General features: G+C 37.4%; 24 protein-coding genes and 1 pseudogene. 13 read left to right on the plus strand and 12 right to left on the minus strand.

All coding sequences use genetic code 11. The features are described 5' to 3' along the window. Positions 1-856 (minus strand): annotated as a pseudogene (locus tag ACFIJ0_RS08820) (pertactin-like passenger domain-containing protein); the annotation flags it as partial. Positions 857-1,412: 556 nt separating this feature from the next. Next, entirely contained in the window at positions 1,413-1,736 is a 324-nt protein-coding gene (locus ACFIJ0_RS00645) for a hypothetical protein (RefSeq protein WP_375622914.1), read from the minus strand. 552 nt (positions 1,737-2,288) lie between these two features. Here ACFIJ0_RS00645 and ACFIJ0_RS00650 point away from each other — a divergent pair. Beyond that, positions 2,289-3,578: an MFS transporter gene (locus ACFIJ0_RS00650; RefSeq protein WP_375622912.1), complete on the plus strand. Its 1,290-nt coding sequence runs from the start codon at positions 2,289-2,291 to the stop codon at positions 3,576-3,578. On the opposite strand, the gene ACFIJ0_RS00655 is transcribed toward ACFIJ0_RS00650, so the two are convergent. Genes ACFIJ0_RS00655 through ACFIJ0_RS00665 form a run of 3 tightly spaced genes read right to left on the minus strand, consistent with a single transcriptional unit; the run spans position 3,575 to position 4,449 of the window. Next, complete coding sequence (locus ACFIJ0_RS00655) at positions 3,575-3,838, minus strand: hypothetical protein (RefSeq protein WP_375622910.1); 264 nt, start codon at positions 3,836-3,838, stop codon at positions 3,575-3,577. The two genes, ACFIJ0_RS00650 and ACFIJ0_RS00655, sit on opposite strands and share 4 nt — an antisense overlap. A gap of 9 nt (positions 3,839-3,847) precedes the next feature. After that, a complete protein-coding gene (locus ACFIJ0_RS00660) occupies positions 3,848-4,003 on the minus strand; it encodes a hypothetical protein (RefSeq protein WP_375622908.1) in 156 nt (51 codons plus the stop codon). Beyond that, positions 4,003-4,449 carry a DNA polymerase III subunit chi gene (locus ACFIJ0_RS00665; protein WP_375622906.1) on the minus strand — a complete coding sequence of 149 codons (447 nt, stop codon included), beginning with the start codon at positions 4,447-4,449 and terminating at the stop codon, positions 4,003-4,005. Before ACFIJ0_RS00665 ends, ACFIJ0_RS00660 begins: the two co-directional genes overlap by 1 nt. A 408-nt stretch (positions 4,450-4,857) precedes the next feature. Here ACFIJ0_RS00665 and lptF point away from each other — a divergent pair, with 408 nt between their 5' ends. The 6 genes from lptF (at position 4,858) to rsmA (ending at position 12,391) form a co-directional block, all read left to right on the plus strand. Further along, positions 4,858-6,048 (plus strand): LPS export ABC transporter permease LptF, encoded by a 1,191-nt coding sequence (lptF, locus tag ACFIJ0_RS00670; protein WP_375622904.1) that lies wholly within the window; start codon positions 4,858-4,860, stop codon positions 6,046-6,048. Beyond that, complete coding sequence (gene lptG, locus ACFIJ0_RS00675; RefSeq protein WP_375622902.1) at positions 6,045-7,136, plus strand: LPS export ABC transporter permease LptG; 1,092 nt, start codon at positions 6,045-6,047, stop codon at positions 7,134-7,136. The genes lptF and lptG overlap by 4 nt, the downstream gene beginning before the upstream one ends. Next, the gene (locus tag ACFIJ0_RS00680) at positions 7,137-9,494 is read left to right on the plus strand and encodes an LPS-assembly protein LptD (protein WP_375622900.1); all 2,358 of its coding nucleotides are present in this window, start codon (positions 7,137-7,139) and stop codon (positions 9,492-9,494) included. 109 nt (positions 9,495-9,603) lie between these two features. Further along, a complete protein-coding gene (locus tag ACFIJ0_RS00685) occupies positions 9,604-10,560 on the plus strand; it encodes a SurA N-terminal domain-containing protein (RefSeq protein WP_375622898.1) in 957 nt (318 codons plus the stop codon). Continuing rightward, positions 10,560-11,573: a 4-hydroxythreonine-4-phosphate dehydrogenase PdxA gene (pdxA, locus tag ACFIJ0_RS00690; protein WP_375622896.1), complete on the plus strand. Its 1,014-nt coding sequence runs from the start codon at positions 10,560-10,562 to the stop codon at positions 11,571-11,573. Before ACFIJ0_RS00685 ends, pdxA begins: the two co-directional genes overlap by 1 nt. Beyond that, the gene (gene rsmA, locus ACFIJ0_RS00695) at positions 11,564-12,391 is read left to right on the plus strand and encodes a 16S rRNA (adenine(1518)-N(6)/adenine(1519)-N(6))-dimethyltransferase RsmA (protein ID WP_375622894.1); all 828 of its coding nucleotides are present in this window, start codon (positions 11,564-11,566) and stop codon (positions 12,389-12,391) included. Before pdxA ends, rsmA begins: the two co-directional genes overlap by 10 nt. Positions 12,392-12,443: 52 nt before the next feature. On the opposite strand, the gene gmk is transcribed toward rsmA, so the two are convergent. The 7 genes from gmk to ACFIJ0_RS00730 all read right to left on the minus strand — a co-directional run bounded on the left by gmk (position 12,444) and on the right by ACFIJ0_RS00730 (position 18,853). Then, complete coding sequence (gene gmk, locus ACFIJ0_RS00700) at positions 12,444-13,121, minus strand: guanylate kinase (RefSeq protein WP_375644027.1); 678 nt, start codon at positions 13,119-13,121, stop codon at positions 12,444-12,446. A 296-nt stretch (positions 13,122-13,417) separates the two neighbouring features. Further along, a complete protein-coding gene (gene mltG, locus ACFIJ0_RS00705) occupies positions 13,418-14,527 on the minus strand; it encodes an endolytic transglycosylase MltG (protein ID WP_375622890.1) in 1,110 nt (369 codons plus the stop codon). 96 nt (positions 14,528-14,623) lie between these two features. Next, positions 14,624-15,886 carry a beta-ketoacyl-ACP synthase II gene (gene fabF / locus ACFIJ0_RS00710; RefSeq protein ID WP_375622888.1) on the minus strand — a complete coding sequence of 421 codons (1,263 nt, stop codon included), beginning with the start codon at positions 15,884-15,886 and terminating at the stop codon, positions 14,624-14,626. 101 nt (positions 15,887-15,987) lie between these two features. Continuing rightward, on the minus strand, positions 15,988-16,224 hold the full coding sequence (locus ACFIJ0_RS00715; RefSeq protein WP_004860281.1) for an acyl carrier protein: 237 nt from the start codon (positions 16,222-16,224) through the stop codon (positions 15,988-15,990). A gap of 262 nt (positions 16,225-16,486) precedes the next feature. Further along, positions 16,487-17,224, minus strand: coding sequence for a 3-oxoacyl-[acyl-carrier-protein] reductase (gene fabG, locus ACFIJ0_RS00720; RefSeq protein ID WP_375622886.1), 738 nt, complete (start codon positions 17,222-17,224; stop codon positions 16,487-16,489). A gap of 19 nt (positions 17,225-17,243) precedes the next feature. Beyond that, on the minus strand, positions 17,244-18,188 hold the full coding sequence (gene fabD / locus ACFIJ0_RS00725) for an ACP S-malonyltransferase (RefSeq protein WP_375622884.1): 945 nt from the start codon (positions 18,186-18,188) through the stop codon (positions 17,244-17,246). Positions 18,189-18,265: 77 nt separating this feature from the next. Further along, positions 18,266-18,853 (minus strand): undecaprenyl-diphosphatase, encoded by a 588-nt coding sequence (locus tag ACFIJ0_RS00730; protein WP_375622882.1) that lies wholly within the window; start codon positions 18,851-18,853, stop codon positions 18,266-18,268. A gap of 329 nt (positions 18,854-19,182) precedes the next feature. Between ACFIJ0_RS00730 and rpsF the strand changes: the two genes are divergently transcribed. The 6 genes from rpsF to radA all read left to right on the plus strand — a co-directional run bounded on the left by rpsF (position 19,183) and on the right by radA (position 25,055). After that, complete coding sequence (gene rpsF / locus ACFIJ0_RS00735) at positions 19,183-19,590, plus strand: 30S ribosomal protein S6 (RefSeq protein WP_375622880.1); 408 nt, start codon at positions 19,183-19,185, stop codon at positions 19,588-19,590. Then, positions 19,590-19,838 carry a 30S ribosomal protein S18 gene (gene rpsR / locus ACFIJ0_RS00740; protein ID WP_012754957.1) on the plus strand — a complete coding sequence of 83 codons (249 nt, stop codon included), beginning with the start codon at positions 19,590-19,592 and terminating at the stop codon, positions 19,836-19,838. Before rpsF ends, rpsR begins: the two co-directional genes overlap by 1 nt. A gap of 149 nt (positions 19,839-19,987) precedes the next feature. Then, positions 19,988-20,968, plus strand: coding sequence for a hypothetical protein (locus tag ACFIJ0_RS00745; RefSeq protein ID WP_375644028.1), 981 nt, complete (start codon positions 19,988-19,990; stop codon positions 20,966-20,968). Positions 20,969-20,993: 25 nt separating this feature from the next. After that, on the plus strand, positions 20,994-21,590 hold the full coding sequence (gene rplI / locus ACFIJ0_RS00750; RefSeq protein WP_375622876.1) for a 50S ribosomal protein L9: 597 nt from the start codon (positions 20,994-20,996) through the stop codon (positions 21,588-21,590). A gap of 591 nt (positions 21,591-22,181) precedes the next feature. Beyond that, a complete protein-coding gene (locus tag ACFIJ0_RS00755) occupies positions 22,182-23,672 on the plus strand; it encodes a replicative DNA helicase (protein ID WP_375622874.1) in 1,491 nt (496 codons plus the stop codon). A gap of 6 nt (positions 23,673-23,678) precedes the next feature. After that, entirely contained in the window at positions 23,679-25,055 is a 1,377-nt protein-coding gene (gene radA / locus ACFIJ0_RS00760; RefSeq protein ID WP_375622872.1) for a DNA repair protein RadA, read from the plus strand. The last annotated feature ends 3 nt before the right edge of the window (positions 25,056-25,058 follow it).

A 25,058-nucleotide genomic window follows, 5' to 3' on the forward strand; every position in this document is an offset into this window, starting at 1 on the left:
ATTGTGAAAAACCATCGCTGGAGCCACAGACATAGACAATACCGCATCTGTAGAGGGAGTGGTTAAAAAGTGAGAAACTGATTGATTTTGATGTAAATACCGCGCAGATCTTCTCCTACTACGTGGCAAACTGTTTAGAAATAAAACATTATCAATAAATACCGCAGATAAATACCAAACTTTTTCACCTCCATCTCCATCAACTCTCTATTTTAAACCATACGTATAGGTTCCGCCATCAATAGTTTTAATATTTGCACCAGAAAAATTCTCAGGGTAAAATGTGCTCCTCCACTTTGATCCACAATTAAATCAAGTTCTGTTGAAGAAGGATCAACAATTTCAATACCGGAATCTACAATACTTATTGTGTGAGAACCACGACCATTTTTGATAAAGAGATAATTACCCTCTCCTTCTGCAAGACTGACATTAAAATCGAAATGTAGACTCCTCAAAAGATTATCAATATAAAGCTTCGAATAATGTAAATCGGATTCTGTAGAAGTAAAAATAATATTTCCTACACCGCTTAGCTTCTTAATATAGGTTTCTGTGTTTCCATATCCATTAGAAATAGAGTATAATTTAGCGTTTTCTCCCTCTAAATTAATATCGTCTACTGTTGTCTGATAATTTTATATTCAGTATAAAAGCTGTTATTTCCAGCATAAAGATGGACTTGTCCCCAATCATGAATCTTTATTTTTCCTTCCAACATCGCACCAGCAAAAACCCATGATTGTGCTTGGTGATTGATTGTTAGATCATCCGTGTATCCAGAATCATATATCTTCTGAGTAGCTCTATCATATAAAGTAACTTCGCTCGCATTCCCTTCTGCTAAGATATTCTGCGCATCATTTTTAAAAAGTCCGCTCCTAAGTGCAACAGCCCCCTCATTGATTGTAAAACCCTCATTTTCCGTATCAGCTGTATCAGTATCTTCTGAGAATCCGTTATTAAAATTCTCTTTACCATCAAGATTCTGGACACCTCCTTTCATAACCTTTGTGTCAACAACCATCGCCCCACTATAGACATTTTGTAGTCCTAGGATTCCATCTTCAGCATAAATTTCGGTGTTATAAGCACTACTTTCTTTCTCTTTACGCGACAAACCAGTTCCAAGCCCCTCCTTACCTAAAATAATCTGATCACCACCATAGATTTTAGCCCCCTCAGCATTTTCACCACTCTCAACAATTTGTTTACCACCTTTTTTAACAGTGGCATATTCTGAACTGCTCAGATTTTGGACGAATTCAATACCACCACTCTCAATTGTCGTATCCCTGCTAACACTTGCTGCATCAATGTAGAGTTTTCCACCTTCTTGAACCGTATTATTGATGGAATAGCCCACATATTCATATTTAAAGCTATTTATTTCAGAATCTTCAGATTTACGATTAGTAATATAGACAAGCACCATCACTTATTATTGAATTTGTGAGTACTTTAAAGAATAGGTTTTCTAATCTCTTCCTTTCCTCTTCTAAAGACTTACTTCCTTCTACTTTTTGTTTATTCTCTATCCTTTTTGATCTCCCCTTTTTTTCTTTTAATCCCCTCACATCCGATAACAACTTCCTTGTCTCTTCCAGATGTTCACCGATACTTACTGGTGGTAATAACTTTTCTTTTGGTATCGTTACTCCATCTGCACTCGCAATCTTGACAAAAAAACCACTGGTCATTAATGCACAAAAACTTAATTTCAATTTGCGTTGCATTATTCACACTCCATAATTTCAAATTTAAATTCCCCCATTTAGAAAAAAGTGCATAGACCCAAACAACACAATGCAATTGCTCAACTTCATGTTTTTTAAGATAACAAAGCATTCGATGGATTAAACACTGACAGATCAAATATACACCCTATGTTTTAAAATGCATGCACAACTAAAAGATTTAATTTATTTTAGATACGCTTAAAAAGTGTTATAATTACATCTATGAAAAATATTTTTGAGATACCAAAGATTGATCCCTCAATAGATAAAAATGGCATTAAACATTAGAGGAAACAGTAATGTGAATGAGAGCAGCCTTTATGTCCACATATTTCATCTTTCATCCTCTACAGCATTTAAAACAATGTCTTTATTCTATTTAACTTGGATAATCTAGAGAACACTTATTCATGCTCATCAGTCCATAACCATTGTTCTAATATATAAGAAACGTCATAATATCGACTCGACAGTGATTTGAAATTTTTATAATTATAGTCAGTTAATTCATCATTTGATTTGTCATATACTGAAAGGGACATTCTATTCATGTCTATAAACTTAGAAATGCAAGGTATAAGCAACAGAAATTCCCCTCGTCGCATTTTGTTTGCAAGCCTTATTGGCCCAACAATTGAATTCTTTGATTTCTATGTCTTTGCCACTGCCGCAGCTCTCATATTTCCTCATGTGTTTTTTCCAACACAAAATGATCAAATTGCCATTTTACAGTCTTTCCTGATCTTTGGAGCAGCCTTTTTTGCCCGCCCCTTTGGATCAATTGTCTTTGGACATTTTGGAGATAAAATTGGAAGAAAAGCAACACTTATTGCTTCTCTTCTCACAATGGGTCTTTCAACAGTCGTTATTGGTTTTCTTCCTACTTATGAAACCGCCGGGTGGTTTGCTCCTTTCCTCTTAACCTTGTGCCGTATTGGACAGGGCATGGGATTAGGAGGAGAATGGGGAGGAGCTGTTTTGCTCGCAACAGAAAATGCCCCTCCAGAAAAGCGCGGCTGGTACGCGATGTTCCCTCAATTGGGCGTTCCAATTGGTTTATTTTTATCTATTGCTGTTTATTTAGGTCTGTTGTATTTCCTTGATCATAAGGAACTTTTAGCTTGGGGATGGCGCATTCCTTTTATTGCTTCAGTTGTTTTTATGATTATAGGATTATGGGTCCGTCTTTCAATCAATGAAACTGCTCAATTCAAAAAAACTCTTGAAAGTAAAGAACGTGTCAAAGTTCCTATCCTCGATGTCTTTTTAAAATGTCCACGAATCCTATTTCTTGGAATATTTTCTGGTATGGCAACATTTGTTTTGTTTTACTTAGTCACTGCATATTTGTTAAGCTACTCAACAAACCATCTGCAATTGCCATTTTATCAAGCTCTTCAAGTCGAAATTGTTGGTGCTATTTTCTGTGGAATTTTTACTGTCATCACTGGAAGACTCGCTGATCGTATTAGACGTAGGACTTTGATGATTTGGATTACAATCATCACCGGTATCTATTCTTTTGCAATTCCTTATTTCTTAAATTCTGGAGTTATAGGAGTCCTTGCAATGTCTGTTATCGGTTTGTCTATCATGGGGATGATATACAGTCCGCTTGGTGCTGTTTTGGCTTCACCATACCCAACAGCAATTCGATATACTGGTTCTTCTATTACTTTTAACTTATCAGGTATCGTAGGAGCCTCTCTTGCGCCTTATATTGCAGAATATCTGGTACAACATTTTGATACATCTTATATCGGCTATTATTTGCTTCTTGCTTCTTTTATTTCACTGATTTGCTTTGTCGGATTTACAGATGATGAAATATCCAACTAAAATATAATAAAGAAGCATAAAATAAGTACTGGCAGCAAAAATGCTGCCAGTTTCATTTTTAAAGACATGGGTTGCGGTATTTTCCACCATAATATTCCCGCAAACAAGGCACTCAAAAAGAAAAATAAAAAATCTGCTATATTGCTCATATAAGCAACAGTAAACATTCGTGATAGGATATGTGTTGTTCCCAACCACGAAACGCAAAAAAAAGCCAATATCACAGCCCACAAAACAAGCAAAATTCGATCAATTATCATGATGCCGTTTCATTTTTTAATTGTAGGCCATATCTTTAATATGCCTAAAAGAAAAATCACAATAAAAACCCAACGCCCTCCCCCTGATCCTTTCGCAATAAAAAGCGCTGGATTTACTATTCCTACCAATCCTATAAAAATCAGAACAACAGAGATGAGACGCATTAAACCTGTTTTTCCCAACAACGGTCTTCAGTCTGTTGCCAATACGTTAAATTATGATTTTCCATTTTATATTTTTTCCACTGTGCACGAACAAGACTCAACTGCTCATCATTTCTACCATCAAATATCACAACAAGCCGTTGATAAGTATCAATATTCGAACATACGGCTCCCTCTATGAGAAAACGAATCTTTGAATCATTTGGATTTTCTTGTCCTGTCGTCAGAAATACAGGCTGAAAGTTTGAATATTGATCACACTCAGTTCCATGTCCAATAAATGATTCATCCGCATAAACCCATAAATGCATATCCATAGAATCGCGTTGTTCTTCACTTACACATTGTATTGTTACCTTACCAAAACGAACCAATGCACGCTCTACAAGCGTTGGCAAAATATCTTTCAGCGCTGACTGCGTCAAATGATAGAATAAAATATCCAACCTCTTAAGCCCTCATCACTCTTTATAAAAAGCTAACATCTTTTTTAGAGAAACTTCCATACCCCCAATATAAAAGGAAACGGTTCAAGATATAAACCCTCTTTTTTGATTGAGATGCATTATCTTTTTGAACGTGTCTTTAAAAGACAAACTTTCTTATTTTCAACGTTAATAAAAAAGTTTTTTAAGTTATTTTCTAGATTCCTCTAGATTCTTTGTGGACTATAGTTGAAAATAAAATATAATGCACGGAAAATTTAAAGAGGACCTCATAGACCATTTTATATTATTTATTTTGTAAAAATATCCAATTCATGGAAGGATGTTTTTTCATACTTTATTACATTTTAACCGGAAGCAGTAAAAATATTTGCTATCGAATTAAAGACTGAGGATTTTCCCCAATTTATGCGTATTATTGAGTTCTACATCCTGAAGCGTGTCCTTGTTTTGTTTAGTTCTGTCATGATTGCAGCAGTGGGCGTTAGTTGGACAGTACAAATTCTTGCACGGATAAACTTTCTCACAACAAGTAAACAAACACTCCTCACAGTCTTACAATTTTCACTCTCATTGGTTCCTTCTGTTATTTTTCTTGTCATTCCATTTGCACTAGTGATTGCAGTTACAGCCATCCTTTCAGCAATGAATCAAGACTCAGAACTTGCTGTCATTAATGCCTCTGGTTTTCCTAAAAGTACTGTTTTGAAACCTATTCTTCTTCTTGCTATTGTTGCATCCTGTATCTCCTTTTCTATAGCTAATTTTGTTGTTCCTCAAGCGCGTCTTCATATGCGACAAATGCTAGCAAGCGCTCATTTTGATCTTATTAATCTATTCATTAGTGAAGGAAGCTTCCAAAAACTCGCCAATAACCTTTACATAGAAATTGGCGAACGAAATCCAAATGGAACACTTGAACGCCTTTTCATTGCTGACCAGCGTGATCCTAAGACTGATCTTTTTTATTATGCAACAGACGCATCCATTGTAAGCAATAAAAACGGCAGTTTTCTGGTTCTCAATAACGGTGAAATTGAAAGAGTCAACCATCAAAATAACAGTGTTTCAATCGTTCAATTTAGCTCATATACTTTTAGCCTAGGGGAGTTTATCCCCAGTGATAAAGCACCTACTCTTTATCCAAAAGATCGGTCTCTTTCTTATTTACAAAATCCTGATCCAAAAGATCCCTACTATCAAAGAAAACCACTCCAATATAAAGCTGAGTTTCACCGCAGATTAACACAATGGCTCTACCCTATTGTTTTTTCACTTATTGCATTAGCAGCGGCAGGGGATGTATGCTCCCATCGACAAGCTCGTCATTCCGCAAATTTCTCGGCAATTGCCCTTTCTTTTCTGGTGTATTGGATAGGATATTTTTTTGCAGAAAAAGCAAAGAACGACCTTGCATACGTTCCTCTTCTTTATATTATACCCATAGGAACAATTGCTTTTGTCTTTTTTATGCTTTTAACGAATCATAAAATTGGACTCCCTACAAAAGTTAATGAGATTATTCAAATCGCTTTTCAAAAAGTAATGAACAAATTTGAACATCGAAAATCTCAAGATTCCTCGGATGAAATATCATGATTGGGTGGACACTTGGACGATATTTTTTTATACGTTATCTTAAAATAACTTGTTATTTCTGGGGAAGCATTTTTGTTCTTGCTCTTTTAATCGATTTTACAGAGAATTCCGGTAGGCTATCCTCCCTTCCACATTATACAGCAAAAGATGCATTTTTCCTCTCTGTTTTACGCATCCCTTTTATCATGCAACAACTTATCCCTTTCATTGCACTCTTTTCTGCAATGGTAACGCTTATCTCGCTCAACAAAAAACTTGAACTTGTGATGACTCGTTCAATCGGTGTTTCTGCATGGCAATTTCTTATGCCAGCTTGTTTGGGAGCTTTTCTTTTGGGATTGTTTTCAATTCTTCTCATTAATCCACTTGCTGCATGGGGATTTTCTCAAGCAGAAAAAAAGATGACTGAATGGCGCAATAACAATGTACTAACACCTCTTCATAATACAGGTATCCACTGGTTAACACAACGTACACATTTAGGCAGAACAACAATTGGTGCTAAATTTATCACCGACCAAGGACTTTCTCTTCTCGATGTAACCTTTGTACAATACAAGGACAACGCAACCGTTAAAAATTGGATTAACGCCCCAAAAGCAACCTTGACTAATGGATCTTGGCTATTAAAAAATGGAACAATCTATAAAATAGGGTATCCTCCTGAAAAATTTACCGTATTGCAAATAAAAACCAATCTAAAACCTGAATTTTTAACGGAACGTTTAGTGAATCCCGCAACTATTCCATTTTACCAACTGCCAAAAAAAATTATGATTGCACGTTCATTTGGCTATTCTGCTAATAATTTTGATATGTATTTCCAATCTTTGATTGCATTACCGGCATTGCTTGTGGCAATGACCCTCATTGCAGCAACTGTATCTTTAAATTTTACACGTTTTGGACAATCTAGAACGTTGATTCTTGGTGGTGTAATAGCTGGGTTTATGCTTTATGTTATTTCCGTACTCGTTCAAGCTTTTGGTAATGCTGGATATATTCCACCAATTATTGCAGCTTGGACACCCGTTGTTATTGCGTTATTCTTAGGAATCTCTTTTTTACTTCATAAAGAGGATGGCTAAGTGAAAGCATTAACGCTTAAAAACATTATTTTAACAAAATTAAGTGCTCTCGCTTTTAAAAGTGTTATGGGAGTTATTTTAGGGGTTGCTTTGTCTTATTGTGCGCACGCTCAAAGCCTTATGTCTCCTTCTCAAAGTCGCATTCAAAATCCGGAACGCTCTCTTTTGCTCTCTGCGGATGAACTCATCTACAATCGTGATGAAAATACTGTTTCTGCACAAGGTAATGTCCAAATCGAATATGATGGTAATAAAGTTGTCGCTCAAAAAATTATTTACAATCAAAAAACAGGACGGCTTATAGCACAAGGGAACGTTGAAATTACTCAAAAGGATGGTAATAAAATTTATTCCAACCAAATTGATATGACCAAAGATCTTGGTGAGGGTTTTGTAAATGCCTTACGTATTGATACAGCTAACAATGTTCACTTTTCAGCCCAAAATGCTACACGCAAAAACAATCACATAACAGTCTTTGAAAATGCAACCTATACAGCTTGTGAACCTTGCTCTTATAAACCAGATCGAGACGTCCTATGGAAAATTAAAGCAAGAAAGATCATATGGAATAATAGCATCAAAAAAATTCGGTTTGAAAATAGCAGTTTTGAAGTTTTTGGTGTACCGATTATAAAATTTCCAAATTTTGAGATCTATGATCCAACTGTCAGGCGTGCTAACGGTCTGCTTACTCCTCATTTTTTTTATACTGATTATCTCGGTATGGGGATAAAGAATTCTTATTTTTGGAATCTCGCCCCTCATTATGATTTTACCCTTTCTTCTACCGTTTATGCCCAACAAGGGCTTTTAACCGAAGGGGAATGGCGTCAACGTTTAAAAATGGGCAATTATACTATTCGCTTTGCTCATATATATCAAATGAAACAGCATAGATTTGATAATGATACGATTGATGCACAGCATAAAAACCGTTATATGCTGGCTACAAAGGGGGACTTTCGTATTAATTCCCACTGGACTTATGGATGGGATATCCTTGCACAATCAGATCGACATTTTAGTCGTGCTTATAAACTTGAAAACTATAGCAATCCTATACAACTTTCTCAGTTCTATCTTAATGGTCTTGCAGGAAAAAATTATTTTGATATGCGTTTTTATCATTTTAAAGTTCAAGATTCAATATTGAATGATCCTCATTATGAACGTCATTCTCGGCAAGCGTGGGTCCTCCCACGCATCGATTATTTTTTTACACCAGATGACCCCATTTATAATGGAGAGCTTACCTTCTATAGTAATATGCAATCAATTTATCGTCGTCATGCTGACTTCAGTTCACCCGACCAGAATGGAAACCCTCTCAACATAAGACTTTCTGGTATGACTGGAAATAGTTTGCGTTTAACAAACGAGCTTCAGTGGAAAAAGCGCTTTAACACGTACAATGGACTCATCTTAATCCCCCTTCTCTCTCTACGAGCTGATATCCTTACAACCAATGCAAACGAAAATCATACAGCTTCTATAGAAAACAATGCCTTATCTGCAATTCATGGTACAACAATTCGTGGCATGGCAACAGCAGGGTTGGAACTACGCTATCCCTTCCTCATTACAGCTAATCATTCTACACATATTATAGAACCAACCGCACAAATTTTTATACGCAATAATGAACAATATATTGGGCAAATTCCTAATGAAGATGCTCAAAGCTTTGTCTTTGATGCAATCACTCTCTTTCAACGAGACAAATTTTCTGGTTATGATCGTGTAGAAGGTGGCACGAGAGTTAATATAGGTCTAAGATATTCTGGAAGCTTTAATGACAATTGGTCTCTTTATAGTCTCATTGGACAATCCTTTCATCTAGCAGGAAAGAATTCTTTTGCAGAAAAGGACTTTGTCAATGTCGGTATTCATTCTAGCTTAGAAGCAAAACGTTCAGACTATGTTGCAATGTTTGGTGCGACCCATAAAAGTGGCTTTTCCTTAGAAACGCGTGGACGCTTTGACAAAAAAACAGGAAAAATCCGCCGTAGTGAAATCGAAGCATCACAAAAATGGCAAAATTTTTGGGCGGCTCTACAATATGCCTATATCGCAAAGCAACCAGATTATGAATATCCTCAAGAGCGCCAAGAAATTTCTTTTCAAACAGGACTTAAACTGGCAGATTATTGGTCCATTAATAGCAACACCGGTTATGATTTAGTATCTGGTACATTTATAAAGCGAGGAATTAGCTTGAATTATACAGATGAATGTTTCGGGCTAACATTCGGTTATCAACAGGTAACGAATCCAGGCAGGAAAACACCCTTGCAAAACTTTAATTTCTCTCTTTCATTGCGTACGATTGCAGATATCAGAAAAAAGATAGATTAATTTATAAAGAGAATGTATCAGTCATTTAACTTATCATTGTTTTTATGAAAGAAAGCGTATATTTTAAGTTGTTGATGAGAATTAATAAACAATGCGAAAGCCTATTTACATGAATAAATTGAAAAAGCGTGTTCTTGCTTTATTTTATATCGCGTCTTTGAGCGTAAGCAACCTGCTAATAAGTGAATTTTTGATTCCGACAGTCTTTGCGCAGACTTCTATTGTGGTTACAGTTAATGGCAACCCCATCACAAATTACGATATACAAAAGCGCCTTGCTTTTCTCAGATTGCAACAAAAGCAAGGAAATTTGGTGGCACAGGCTAAAAAAGAACTTATCGATGAAACGCTAAAAAATATTGAAATAAAACGTCGTGATATTGAAGTAAGCAATGATGAAGTTGATAAAGCTTTTGAGAATTTTGCGACACAAAATAATATGACGATTGATCAGCTCAACCAGATTCTGATCCAAACTGAGATCACTGTGCAACACTTTAAAGATTACATCCGTGGACAAATAGGATGGGGGCGTCTTGTTAGTGCACGCTATCAAGCTGAAACAGGTATGATTAGCGAACAAGAAGCTGTACGCAGAATATTAAAAAACGGTGGTGTAAAACCTTCAACCAACGAATATACATTACAGCGAATTGTTTTTGTCATTCCTGCACATCGTCGTTCAGAAATCTTTGAAAGACGTCAAAGAGAAGCAAGCAATTTTCGCGCACATTTCCGTGGGTGTGCTAATGCTCACAATCAGGCAAGAGGTATTTTAGACGTTACTATCCGCCACTTAGGAAAGTTTCTGGAGCCCCAACTTCCCAATGCATGGGAACAAGCTATTCTTGCAACGCCTGCTGGAAAAATGACAAAATTACAAGAAACATCTGATGGAATCGAAGCAATTGCTGTCTGCAAAATAAAAAGAGTTTCTGATGATTATGTCGCTCGACTGATATTTTCACTTCAAGATAGTAAAAAAAGAAGCCCGCAAAAACTTGAAGAATTAAGCGACAAATATTTAGAAGAACTGCGGCGAGTAGCACGCATTCAAAATTCATAATGGCTGCTCTTATTGTTAGCGGTGGTGATCCTGCCGGAATTGGTCCTGAAATAGTAATAAAAGCGTGGAATTTGCGTGTTACGCGCCAAATTCCACCTTTTGTGCTTCTTGCTGATCCAGATGTTATTCGTTCGCGCGCTCGTTTTTTACAGATTGATGTTGAGGTGCAATCTGTTTTAATCAATAATTCCGCAAAAAACTTTCAAAACGCTCTTCCTATCATACCATTAAAAAACAAACAAAGTGATCAATTAGGTATACCTTCATCGAATAATGCCGCTGGAATCATTGAAGCAATTAAACGCTGTGTTCAATTGATTCAAAATGGCCATGCATGTGCACTTATCACTTGTCCTATTGCAAAAAAGAATCTTTATGATGCCGGTTTTCAATTTCCAGGTCATACAGAATTTTTAGCCGATTTAGCCCATAAAGCTTTTCATAAATGTTATCATCCAGTTATGATGTTAGCAGGACCTCGATTAAAAACGGTACCAATAACTGTTCATATTCCACTTAAAAATGTTCCTTCACAGCTTACCCGTGATTTAATTATTCAAACGGTACTTATTACTGAATGTGACTTAAAAACACGGTTTAAAATAACGTCACCCCGACTAGCTGTTTCTGGTCTTAATCCTCATGCTGGAGAAGAAGGTGCAATGGGAAAAGAAGATATTGAAGTTATCACTCCTGCTATTGAATATCTTAAAAAGAAAGGACTCAATATTGCAGGTCCACTGCCTGCTGACACAATGTTCCATGAATGCGCAAGAATGGCATATGACGTTGCCATTTGTATGTATCATGATCAAGCCCTTATCCCTGTTAAAACATTAGACTTTGATAGCACTGTTAATGTCACGTTAGGTCTACCTTTTATTCGCACGTCTCCTGATCACGGAACTGCTTTTGACATTGCTGATAAAGGGATAGCCTCTCCCGAAAGCTTTATTGCTGCTCTTAAACTTGCAAATCAACTTGCCGAAAATAGTTTAATACCATGCCAATAGATAATCTCCCTCCTCTGCGTGAGGTCATTGATATATATGGATTACAAGCGCATAAATCTTTGGGGCAAAATTTTCTTTTTGATCTTAATTTAACATCTAAAATTGCTCACCACGCAGGCAATATAAACGGAAAACCTGTTCTTGAAATTGGTCCTGGTCCTGGAGGTCTCACACGTGCCTTGCTAGCAAAGGGCGCCATTGTAACAGTGATAGAACGCGATGAGCGCTGCATACCAGCTCTCTTAGAAATAGAAAAACACTATCCTAAAAAATTAAAAATTATTTGTAATGATGCACTGAAGCAAGACCTCTCAAAACTCTTTGAAACAAGCCCAGAAAAACCTCGCATTATTGCAAATCTTCCCTATAATATTGGGACACAACTCTTATTAAATTGGCTTTCGGCTGAACCATGGCCTCCTTTTTATGAATCAATGACATTGATGTTTCAACGTGAAGTTGCCAAACGGATTACAGCCAAACCTCAATCTACTCATTATGGACGTCTTAGTGTCTTAACTGGCTGGCGTACTAGTGCTAAAATTGCTTTTGATGTGCCCTCTCAAGCCTTCATACCAATACCTAAAGTAACTTCTTCCGTTGTTCATATTATTCCGCGAACACAACCTCTTGCCTGTTCTGCACAAAAACTAAGCCTCGTCACAAAAACCGCCTTTGGACAAAGACGAAAAATGCTTCGTCAAAATCTCAAAACACTTGGAGGTGAAGTGCTGCTAGAAAAAGCTGGAATTGATGGAACGCGCCGTGCTGAAACGCTCTCGGTTTCCGAATTTGTAACTTTAGCGCATCTTTTGTAACTTTAGCGCATCTAGTGCTCTAAAAAATGCACGTTTTGTTATGCAATCTTTTTTAATCAAGACATTTATCGATCTTTTCAGCAATAAGCCCATCAATAAAAGAGCCAAGATAAGAACAGCGCTCGCGTTTTGCTGTTTCAGCTAAATAAATTGATTTGATAAAAGATAAAGACTGATCTAAATCTTCGTTAATCACAACATAATCATAAGAACGCCAATGCTTTAACTCCGTTCGTGCATTTTCCAATCGTAAATTGATGATATCTTCACTATCTTCTGCTCGACGATGTAAACGCGAAACAAGCTCTTTCATTGATGGTGGAAGGATAAAAACAGATACAGTGTCTCCTAGCATCTTTTTTTGCAGCTGCTCGGTACCTTGATAATCAATATCAAATAACATATCACGACCAGTACTCAATGCGTTTTCAACAGTTTCACGTAAAGTGCCATAATAATTTCCGTGAACTTCTGCCCATTCAATAAATTCATCTTTATCACGCTTATATTCAAACTCTTCCTTTGAAATAAAGTGATAATGTAGTCCATCTACTTCACTAGGACGCCTTTTCCTTGTGGTCATACTTACGGAAAGCTCTAATTGTCCATCTTTTAGAAGTAATCGAGAAATTGTTGATTTACCAGCACCTGAAGGTGAAGAGAGAATAAATAAAAAACCGCGGCGTTGATTTATTTTTATAGCACTCAACTTACTTTCAAAGACTGTCATTACATCACTCTACTTTGTTCATAAATGTTTCTCCAAAATTTGAATTATACATTATCTCAACCTTTCCCCTAATCAATGTGTTTCTTAGCAGTTCTCAATGTTATTCTGCTCTTTTTTGAGATAAGTTATTAGCAGTATATTCACTTCTTTCTTAAATATTTTTATCCATACGCTAATCCCATTGTGACAGACAAGAAAATGATTTTTATCATTCTCATAAAAAGTTTAAATAGAGAAATTTTACTATATTTTGGATTCTCATTTACGATGCAAAAAGATGTGTTATCATTATCAATTCAATGTCTTGCCTTTAATTCTCGCCACTTGCGAACATTCATATTATGTTCCTCCAAAGTTCGAGAAAAAATATGCCCTCCTGAACCATCAGCAACAAAATAAAGTGCATCACTGCTTGGTGGATGTGCCACCGCTTTCAAAGAATCTCGACCTGGATTTGCAATAGCTGTTGGAGGTAAACCATTAATTTTATAAGTATTATATGGTGTTTCCTTCTCAAGATCTGAACGATAAATTGCACGACCGGATGGTTTTCCTTTTCCTCCAAAGAGACCATAAATTACTGTTGGATCCGATTGAAGACGCATATGCTTTGTAAGGCGGTTATAAAATACCGCAGCAACCATTGGTCTTTCTGCTGCAATTCCCGTTTCTTTCTCAACAATTGAGGCTAATATAACAAATTCATCGATTGATTTAATGGGTAAATCAGGTGAACGCGTAGCCCATATAGCATGAATTAATTTTGTCTGTCCTTCACGCAATCTGTTTACAATCTCTTTACGCGTTGTCCCCCGAATAAAACGAACAGTATCCGTCATTAAACAGCCCTCTGGAGGCAATTTTTTTGGAAGGTCTCCAATCAAAATTTGATTCGCAGCTAATCGATCGAAAACTTGCTGAACTGTTAAACCTTCAGGTACTGTAAATGTATACTCAATAGATTTTCCTTTCACAAGAATATCCATAATATCCTGCATCGAAGCATGAGCCGGAATTAAATATTCACCAGCCTTCAAATGCGTTGTTTTTTGGTGATAACCAACCCCATAAACAAAAATATCTGATGATCGAATGAAACCACGTTTTTCTAGCAATGAAGCAATTTCACGAATTCCTGTACCAGGATGGATAAGAACAATTTGTTCTTCCTCAATTTTTCCCTTTTCTTCAAAAATACTTTTTCCAATATAAAGAGGAATACTTATGGCGAAAAGAATAATCACAATCAGCATAAGAAAAAAATGACCGAGAATAACCAACGGATTACGGATGATAGATGATTTTTTTCGTTTTTTATGTATTAACATATCATAACTATCCGCTAAATGATTCGAAGAGGAATCACTTACATCCTTTAATGATTTTCTATTTTTCACATCGGACATAATCCCTCAATAGCGATTAAGGACAATATTATAATTTCTCATTCACCTTATAATAAAGAAGAAAACTCAACAGCAGAAATTAAATAAAAATACTTATTATCCCCTAAAACGTCGCATCACCAACGATGCATTTGTCCCACCAAATCCAAAAGAATTAGAAAGAATCGTATCAATCTTTCGTTCACGCGGTTTGTGTGGTACAAGATCAATTTTCGTTTCAATCGATGGATTATCAAGATTAAGTGTCGCTGGAGCTATATTATCCCGTATAGCTAGAACAGAAAAAATAGCCTCAGCAGCTCCGGCGGCACCAAGTAAATGCCCGATAGATGATTTCGTTGATGACATAGAAACTTGTGGTGCATAATTCCCTAAAACATGCTCAACAGCGGCTAGCTCTATGGAATCAGCCATCGTTGATGTACCATGAGCATTAATATAATCAAGTTCACTCACATTCACTTGTGCACGCTTAAGAGCAGCCATCATACTACGCTGAGCCCCTTCACCACTTTCTGAAGGCGCTGTAATGTGGTAAGCATCACCAGATAAACCATAGCCTATAACCTCAGCATAAATACGCGCTCCTCGTTTTCTGGCATGCTCTAGCTCTTCTAAAATAACAACTGCCGCTCCTTCTCCCATCACAAAACCATCACGATCAGTATCATAAGGACGTGACGCCCGTTCAGGATCATCATTGCGACAAGTAGAAAGAGCTCTACAAGCTGCAAAACCCGCAAGAGATATCCGATTTATCGGAGATTCGGTCCCTCCTGCCACCATGACATCTGCATCACCAAACATAATTAAACGTGCCGCATCACCAATCGCATGTGCCCCTGTCGAACAAGCCGTTACAACAGAATGATTAGGCCCCCGTAAACCATATTGAATAGACACATAACCAGAAGCAAGATTAATCAAACGACCCGGAATAAAAAAAGGAGAAACACGACGTGGTCCCTTATCACGAAGCGTATAACCAGCTTCAACAATGCCCTCAACTCCCCCAATTCCGGAACCAATTAACACACCTGTACAAATCTGATCTTCATCACTCTTAGGAAACCATTCGGCATCTGCAAGCGCTTGGTTAGCAGCAGCCATCGCATAAACAATAAATGCATCAACTTTACGTTGCTCTTTAGGTTCCATATACAAATCAGCATTATAGGTCCCCTCTGTTCCATCCCCTAAGGGAATACGCGCAGCAATCTGACATGGCAAATCTGATACATCAAACTCAGTGATACGTCGGACACCACTTCTTCCTTCAAGAAGTCGTTTCCAACTATATTCAATATTACCAGCTAATGGAGATACCAACCCTAAACCAGTAACAACAACACGTCTCATAACTTCTAACCTTGAACTAAACTTCACCTCTCAAAGCTCTCTTTTCAAAAGAGCTCCGAAGAATATAGGCAAAAGCAATTTATGCCTTTGCCCTTTAGTAATCATGCAGAAGCTTTATCAATGAACTTAACTGCATCACCAACTGTGAAAATCGTTTCAGCAGCTTCATCTGGAATTTCTACCCCAAACTCTTCTTCAAAAGCCATAACGAGTTCAACCGTATCAAGGCTATCAGCCCCTAGATCATCGATAAAGCTTGCATTTTCTACAACTTTATCAGCATTAACCCCAAGATGTTCCACAATAATTTTCTTAACGCGCTCTACTGTATCACTCATGTTGAAATCCTCGAATTTATATTTTCCTATAATTTGGTTAACTATATCAGCTCATCTAATCAAGCAATAGATTGCATTACTTTAAAAGATTTTAGCAATGATTTAAAACATCCTGTGGATATCCCCTACAAAATGAGCCAATCTGACATTCTGACATCAATTGATCAACGACCATGTTAAAGAAATAGATGCATCTTTCTATTTCAATCGTTACTATCTAAAATAATACAACTCATAAATCAATGTGGAATAAAATAAATACTCAAATCATTGCCATTCCACCATTGATATGGAGTGTTTGACCTGTCGTATAGGCGGCTTCATCGCTTGCTAAATAAACAGAAGCAGCAGCTATTTCTTGCCCACTCCCCATACGCTTCATTGGAATCGCAGCCATAATGGCTTCTTTTTGCTTTTCATTAAGCTTGTCTGTCATTGCAGATTTAATAAATCCTGGAGCAATACAATTGACAGTGATGTTTCGCGAAGCAATTTCTTGTGCCAATGCTTTAGAAAAACCTATCAAGCCTGCTTTTGCAGCACAATAATTCGTTTGTCCAGGATTTCCCACGAAACCAACAACAGATGTAATGTTAATAATCCTTCCATAACGGCGGCGCATCATAGAATGTATTAATTCACGCGTCAAAAGAGAAGCAGCTGTTAGGTTAACTTCTAAAACATCATCCCAGTCTTTATCTTTCATACGCACAAAAAGACCATCCCTAGTGATTCCGGCATTATTAACCAAAATATCGACGCCATCCATTTCTCTTTCTGCAACTTCAGCCAATTGTTTAATCGATTGGCGTTCAGAAAGATTAGCTGGAAAAACAAAAACATTCTGCCCTAATTCTGCCGCCACTTCTCTAAGCTTTTCTTCACGTGTTCCATGAAGTCCAACAATGGCTCCTTGTGCATGAAAGCAGCGTGCAATTGCCTCACCAATTCCTCCCGAAGCCCCCGTTACAAGAGCTTTACGTCCTGTTAATCTAAACATTTTTTTAACTCCTTATAGATTAAACGCCAAGCATGCCTAGCGCTGATTCTATTTCATCAACTGTTCCCAGTGTTATCCCCTTTATATCTTTGTTAATACGACGCGTTAAACCTGTTAATACTTTTCCAGAACCAACTTCAAAAAGCGTATCAACCCCATTAGCAGCGATCCATTCTATTATTTCACGCCATCGCACCCTCCCAGTCACTTGTTGGACAAGAAGAGTAGCAATACGCTCTGGATTGCTCTCAGGTGCAACAGAAACATTGGCAATCAAAGGAACAATAGGGGGTATTTTGTTAACAGTCAAAAGTGCTTTCTTCATGGCATCAGCCGCAGGTTGCATTAAAGATGAATGAAAAGGTGCAGAAACTGGAAGAAGAAGTGCATGTTTTGCACCTTTTGTTGATGCAATCTCTACCGCTGTCTCAACTGCTTTTGCTTTACCTGAAATAACAATTTGCCCACCACCATTATCATTAGCAATCTGACATAGTCCTTCTCCAGAAACAGTTTCGCAAATTTCTTCCACAATGTGCTCTTCCAAACCAATCAGTGCTGCCATAGAACCTTCACCAACTGCGACAGCAGCCTGCATAGCATTGCCACGAATACGCAAAAGTCTTGCCGTATCTGTGAGCGTAAATGTACCAGCAGCACAAAGAGCCGAATATTCGCCTAAAGAATGACCAGCAACAAACCTTACCTTCTCTTCTATACGAAGCCCTAATTGTTTCATCACACAAATGACAGCCATGGATACCGCCATTAATGCCGGTTGTGCATTTGCTGTTAACGTTAAAACATCTGCAGGTCCTTCAAAAATGATCTTTGATAATTTCTCACCCAAAGCATCATCAACTTCCTCGAAAACCATCCGTGCGGCAATAAATTGCTCTGTAAGCGCCTTCCCCATACCAACAAGTTGACTCCCCTGCCCTGGAAAAATAAAAGCTGCACCCATTTATCAACTCCTAAAATTGTACAATTAAATTATTTTCTTTTGACCTTATTCATCCGCACAAATCAAGATAAAGCCCTTTATTTAAAACGAATACCACTCTTAAAATTATATTTTAAGGGCGGAATTTGATATAAAAACTTAGGGAAATAGGGGGCTATAAACTGAATAACACCCAAACTTATGAGACTTCCTAAAATTGCACCTGCTAAAATATCAAAGGGATAATGTACACCCACAAAGATGCGCGCCCAACAGATCAAGCACAAAAACACTGTGGCAAATTTAAAAGCAACTTTATATCGGTAAAAATAAAAGTTAGCTGCATAAGATGCAATGGTCAAGGCATGATTACTAGGAAAAGAAGCTGTTCCACGATGTTGAATAAGCGGTGTCGTCAACCCTACCACGAATGGGCGAGGATGAAAATAAAAAAGAGAAATGAGATAACCTATGAAAAGAGCCGCACAAATACTCATGCAAATGCTTAGCACGACACATCGTTCCCTCTTCCCACCACAAAACCACAACGCACAAAGATGGAGAGGAATAATATAAATTAAAAACTTTGCACAAAAAATACTAAACAAAACTACAATCGACCAAGCTTGATGATTGCCGACAAATATTTCAAAGAGTGTAACATTAATCTGGTTTAAAAAGTTCATTTTTCTCTCCTTTATGTTACAGTACTATCTTTTTTTAGAAGAGGAAAATATATCAAGATTTAACAAATCAATTTTTTTATGTGCATAAACTTGCTATTTTAAAAGATAACCTGTAGATATGAAGTGTTTGTTGCCGGCACTTTAGCTGGAGGTTGAACGGAGGGCTGTAAAATATCAGTAGGAAATACAATGTTTCCGGTCTCCCGTGTCTCCGCTCTCGGATGTCTCGAATCGTAAACGCGTCCTTTCTTCTTTGGATTTCCAAAAAAGACAAGTCGCAGAGGCTTTGCGCTAAAACCGGTGAGATTTAATTGAAGAAAGGCAAAACAATGGCTCTTTATGAACATATGTTCCTTGCCCGACAAGATATTGCACCGCAGCAAGTTGATGAACTTTTGAGTCTCTACAAAGGTGTCATTGAAGCACATGGTGGAAAAGTTGGGCGTATAGAAAACTGGGGACTTCGTCCTCTTGCTTACCGTATTCGTAAAAACCGTAAAGCTTATTATGCCTTGGTCAATATTGATGCACCAGCTTCAGTAATTGCTGAAGTGGAGCGTCAGATGCGCATTAATGAAGATATTTTGCGTTATATGACCGTTCGCGTAGAAAAACACGAAAAAGAAAAATCTGCTATGCTCTCACACCTTGATCGCAATAGTCACATTGGACACGATGAAGAGCGTCCTCGTTTTCCACGTCGTCAACGTGAAAATGCTATAGAAGGGGTAGAATGATGACTGATACTAATCAAAACTCTGCACGTCGCCCCTTTCATCGTCGTCGTAAAACATGTCCTTTTTCAGGGACCAATGCTCCTAAAATTGATTATAAAGACATCAAGTTGTTACAACGTTATATTTCTGAACGTGGGAAAATTGTTCCTTCACGAATTACTGCTGTTAGTCAGAAAAAACAGCGTGAATTAGCTAATGCTATCAAACGTGCTCGCTTTTTAGGCTTACTTCCGTACGTTATAAAGTAAGCGATCAATATGCTATGCAACTGGAGAGTTTCTCCAGTTGCTTTTCTTATATGGTTAAAAAATAGCTTGTTGTATCCTATGTTAAGTTATTAAATGTCAAAGTTGGGGTATTGACATGCCCCTAACTGCAGAAAGCAGGACAGCAATAAATGAAAAAAAATCGCACCTATGAGATATTAACCGGTATTTTGGCAGGATTATTTGCTGTTGTGATAGGAATGGCAATCATCAGTGTTGCAAATATCGCACCCTCTTTTTCTCTTCTTCTTGGCTGCTTTCTTTCATTGCCAATTTTTATTGTTGCGTTCGGTCAAGGAACATTAGCCAGTCTCATCGCCCTCATAAGTGCCACTGTTGTTCTTATCATAACCACTAATACCTATATTGCTCTTGGCTTTATGTTCTTATTTTTTCTTCCTGCTGTCTATGCTTCTTGGCTTCTTGGCCTTGCACGACCAGCGCAAAAAGAAAACGAACTGATATGGTATCCATTATCATCGGTTATTTTTCATTTAACTAATTTTATTGCTCTTATAGCAACTTTCATTGGGCTCTATGTTCAAACCCGTCCTTCCACACCCGTCATTGCAAAAAAAATCACCGAAAACATTGCACAAACTCTGCAACAATCACAGTCAATAAAAGAAGCCGATATACGCGCTTTTAGTGAGCTTTTAATGACGCATACAGCAACTTTTACTGCTGTTTCTTTGACTATTTATAGTTTGGTTTTTCTCATTGGTAACCTTTATTTTTCGATGATAGCAGCACAACATATGAAATGGCTAAAAAGACCCCGTGATGATTGGAGCCAAACTCTCCGCCTTCCAATTTCTGGAATTGTTATTTTCATTATTGTTTGCATAGCATCAATGGTTGAGTTGAGCGCTTCTCTTAACTTGAGTACCTGTGTCTTTAGTATTGCATACACTGTCATCATATTAATTAGCGGTCTAGCATATCTTCACAATATTACAAAAGGGGTAAACGGTCGGATTATTATACTTTCTCTTGTTTATATTGCTATTTTAACAGTCGTTTTTGTTCCACCTATTTTTTTCATGATGCTTTTGATGGGAATTTGGGCTGCTATTCAATACAACTTTCAATCACACAAAAAACTCCACTAAATTTATTTGTTCGAAAGGAAAAACTATGAATATTATTCTACTTGAGCGCATTCCTCGTCTTGGTCAGATGGGTGATATTGTCTCAGTTAAAGATGGTTATGCACGTAATTTTCTTTTGCCTCAAGGTAAAGCTTTACGCGCAAATGAAGCTAATAAAAAACATTTTGAGATACAAAGGGCACAACTTGAAGCACGTAATCTTGAACGCAAAAGCGAAGCGCAAAAAATTGCTGAAAAACTTGATGGACAATCATTCATTGTTGTTCGTTCTGCTGGTGAAACAGGACAGCTTTATGGTTCTGTGTCAACACGTGATATTGCTGAAATCATAACAGATGAAGGCTTTTCTATTGGGAGAAATCAAATCGAACTTAACCATCCAATAAAGATGATCGGTCTTCACACTATCACTCTTAGCTTACATCCCGAGGTTCAAATTTCTGTGATTATTAACGTTGCGCGTTCTACCAGTGAAGCACAACGCCAAGCAGAAGGTGAAACTCTCACTTCGGCTAAAGAAATATATAATATTCAAGAAGAATTATTAGAAGAAAGTCAGGAAGAATTATTGGCAGAAGAAATTAATGACAACGATATAAACAGTTCTCATCAAGAAGCTTAATTGCTATTTTTGCTTTCTGTTTTATATTTTTTTATTCCATTTTAAATATTTCCCATAAAATACTCACAATTTAAAATTGAGTATTTTATGGTTATCATACATAAAGAACCTAATTTTTATGAAAAAATTAGAAGTGTATTATTTAAAGGCATTACATGCCGAGAATTATAATACCTAAGAGGAAATGTCTTTTTTTTCCAGCAAAGAAAGCAAAAATAATTTAAAGTTCTACCCTTAAGGGTAAGGTTTGTATGAGTGGTAAGTTGATTATATCCTCACATGATCTGAAATAATTTCAGTTATAAAAAGTAATTCTACTTACACAGATATTGGAATTTTAAGGTCACATAACTTCAAAATACTTAAATTTAGAGTACCAAGACTTCTACTTTAAAATCACCTATTATAAAATAAAATAGATAGATGTTATATAAATAATACACAAATGATAAATGAGAACCGAAAAGAGCATTTTAAAAAATTATATAATTTTAACTTAAAATGAAGATTTGTAGCTCTATTCTTTTCATTACACGATTTTCAATTTATCGCCCAAAGTAGCTAGACTTGGAATTTTAGTGGAAAAATATTATGGAAGAAACTAACGTTGTTAATGTCAGCTCTTCAAAAAAAGAAGATTCTCCTTCTTTTCGGCAACTTCCGTATAATATTGAAGCTGAACAGGCATTGCTTGGTGCTATCTTTATCAACAATGATTCTCTTGACCGCGTTTCAGATTTTCTAAAACCAGAACATTTTTTTGAACCATTGCATCAAAAAATTTATCATGTTTTATCTCACCTTATTAAAACAGGAAAACGTGTAGATCCAGTTACAATCAAGCCCTATATCCAAATGGAAGACAAAATTGGAGATATTACTGTATACCAATATGTTGTTCGTTTAGCCACAGAGGCAGTCACTATTATTAACGCTGAAGATTATGGACGCGTCATTTACGATCTTTTTATCCGCCGATCTTTGATTAACCTTGGAACTCAAGTTGTCAATACAGCCTTTGATTCTCCTGTAGAGCTCACACCTACCCAACAAATCGAAACTGTTGAAAATCAGTTATTTGAGCTAGCAGAAAAAGGGAAATATGGAGGTGGATTTGAAAATTTTAATGAGGCTATCAAAAAAGCTATCGATATGGCAAGTGCTGCGAAAAAGCGCTCTTCACAATTATCAGGGATAGCCACCCATATTAAAACACTTGATGAAAAAATGGGAGGATTACAAGCATCTGACTTAATTATCCTTGCGGGACGCCCTGGTATGGGTAAAACCTCACTGGCTACCAATATTGCCTTTAATATTGCTAATGCTTATAATCGCAATGCCAATATCCAAGAAAATGAGGGCGGTATTGTAGGGTTCTTCTCACTTGAAATGTCCTCAGAACAGCTTGCAACACGTATTATTTCTGAACAAACAGAAGTCTCTTCTTCTGATATTCGGCGTGGTAATATTTCAGATGAACAATTTTCAAAAATTATTCGTGCAGTGAAACAACTACAAAAGGCACCACTTTATATTGATCAAACTGGGGGAATATCAATTACGCAATTAGCTGCTCGTGCACGGCGTCTCAAACGACAACATGGTTTAGATATCTTATTTATTGACTATATCCAACTCATGACAAGCAGTTCAAAGCGTTCATTAGAAAATCGTGTTCAAGAGATCACAGAAATTACCACAGGATTAAAAGCATTAGCGAAAGAATTGAATATTCCTATTATCGCTCTCTCTCAACTTTCACGTCAAGTAGAAAATAGAACAGATAAACGTCCACAATTATCCGATTTACGTGAATCTGGTTCAATTGAGCAAGATGCCGACATCGTTCTGTTTGTCTATCGCGAAGAATATTATCTCAAAAATGAAGAACCAAAGTTAGGTAGCTTGGAACATACAAAATGGCAAGAAATAATGGACAAAGCTTTTGGAAAAGCTGATGTTATTATTGCAAAACAGCGCCATGGGCCGACAGGAATCGTGCCACTTGCCTTTCAATCCGATTTCACACGATTCAGTGATCTGGCTGATAGCAATTATCTTCCAGAGCAAATTGGTTAAATTAACATGGTGCGTAGTCGTATTCAATTTATCTGTCAAAATTGTGGAACTGTCCATTCTCGTTGGGCGGGAAAATGTAGTGCTTGTGGAGAATGGAATTCCCTTATCGAAGAAACTATAAATGGCGGCATAGGAAGTGGTCCTAAGCAGAGTGCTCGTAAAGGACGCGTCGTCACACTCACATCTCTTTCTGGAAATATCGAAGATGCTCCACGTATTCATTCTGGTATTGCTGAACTTGATCGTGTTACCGGTGGAGGCTTTGTCCGTGGATCGGCACTCCTTGTTGGTGGTGATCCAGGTATTGGTAAATCAACATTGCTGACACAAACAGCTGCTGCTTTATCACACAAAGGATATAATGTCATCTATGTTTCAGGTGAAGAGGCTATTGCGCAAATTTGTCTGCGCGCACAAAGGCTTGAAGCTAACAATACAGAAGTGAAACTTGCTGCTGAAACCAATGTTGAAGATATTCTGGCAACCTTAAGCGAACATAAAAACCTTGATATGGTGATTATCGATTCGATTCAAACCCTATGGTCAGATACAGCAGATTCATCACCAGGCACTGTCACACAGGTACGTATCGGTGCTCAAGCAATGATCCGCTTTGCCAAGAAAACAGGAGCCGCCGTTGTTCTTGTTGGTCATGTTACAAAAGATGGGCAAATTGCTGGTCCTCGAGTTGTTGAACATATGGTTGATGGCGTGCTCTATTTTGAGGGTGAAAGAGGACATCATTATCGCATTCTTAGAACTGTAAAAAATCGCTTTGGACCAACAGATGAAATTGGTGTCTTTGAAATGTCGGATAAAGGATTACGCGAAGTGATAAATCCATCCGAATTGTTTTTAGGGGAACGTAATAAAAAAGCACCAGGCGCTGCTGTTTTTGCAGGAATGGAAGGGACACGCCCGATACTCGTAGAAATTCAAGCGCTTGTTGCTCCTTCTTCCCTTGGGACACCAAGACGTGCGGTTGTCGGATGGGATGGAAATCGTCTTTCTATGATTCTTGCCGTTTTAGAAGCCCATTGTGGCATTCGTTTTGGACAGCATGATGTCTATCTGAACGTGGCAGGTGGATATCGCATATCAGAACCCGCTGCTGATTTAGCTGTAGCCGCTGCTTTGGTATCTTCTCTTGCCAATATCGCATTGCCAACGGATTATGTATATTTTGGTGAAGTCAGTCTTTCAGGAGCTACCCGCGCTGTTGCACATTCAGCACAGCGCATCAATGAAGCAAAAAAACTCGGCTTTCAAGGAGCATTTCACCCCACAACAACAACCAAAATGGTGAAGTCGCTCAACTTTCAACAAAAAACTTTCTCCGACCTTCCCGAACTCGTTGCTACTCTTACCGTAAGTAAAAAATGATCT

This window comes from Bartonella sp. OC68QHHN, from assembly GCF_042193875.1.
GTDB lineage: Bacteria > Pseudomonadota > Alphaproteobacteria > Rhizobiales > Rhizobiaceae > Bartonella > Bartonella grahamii_A.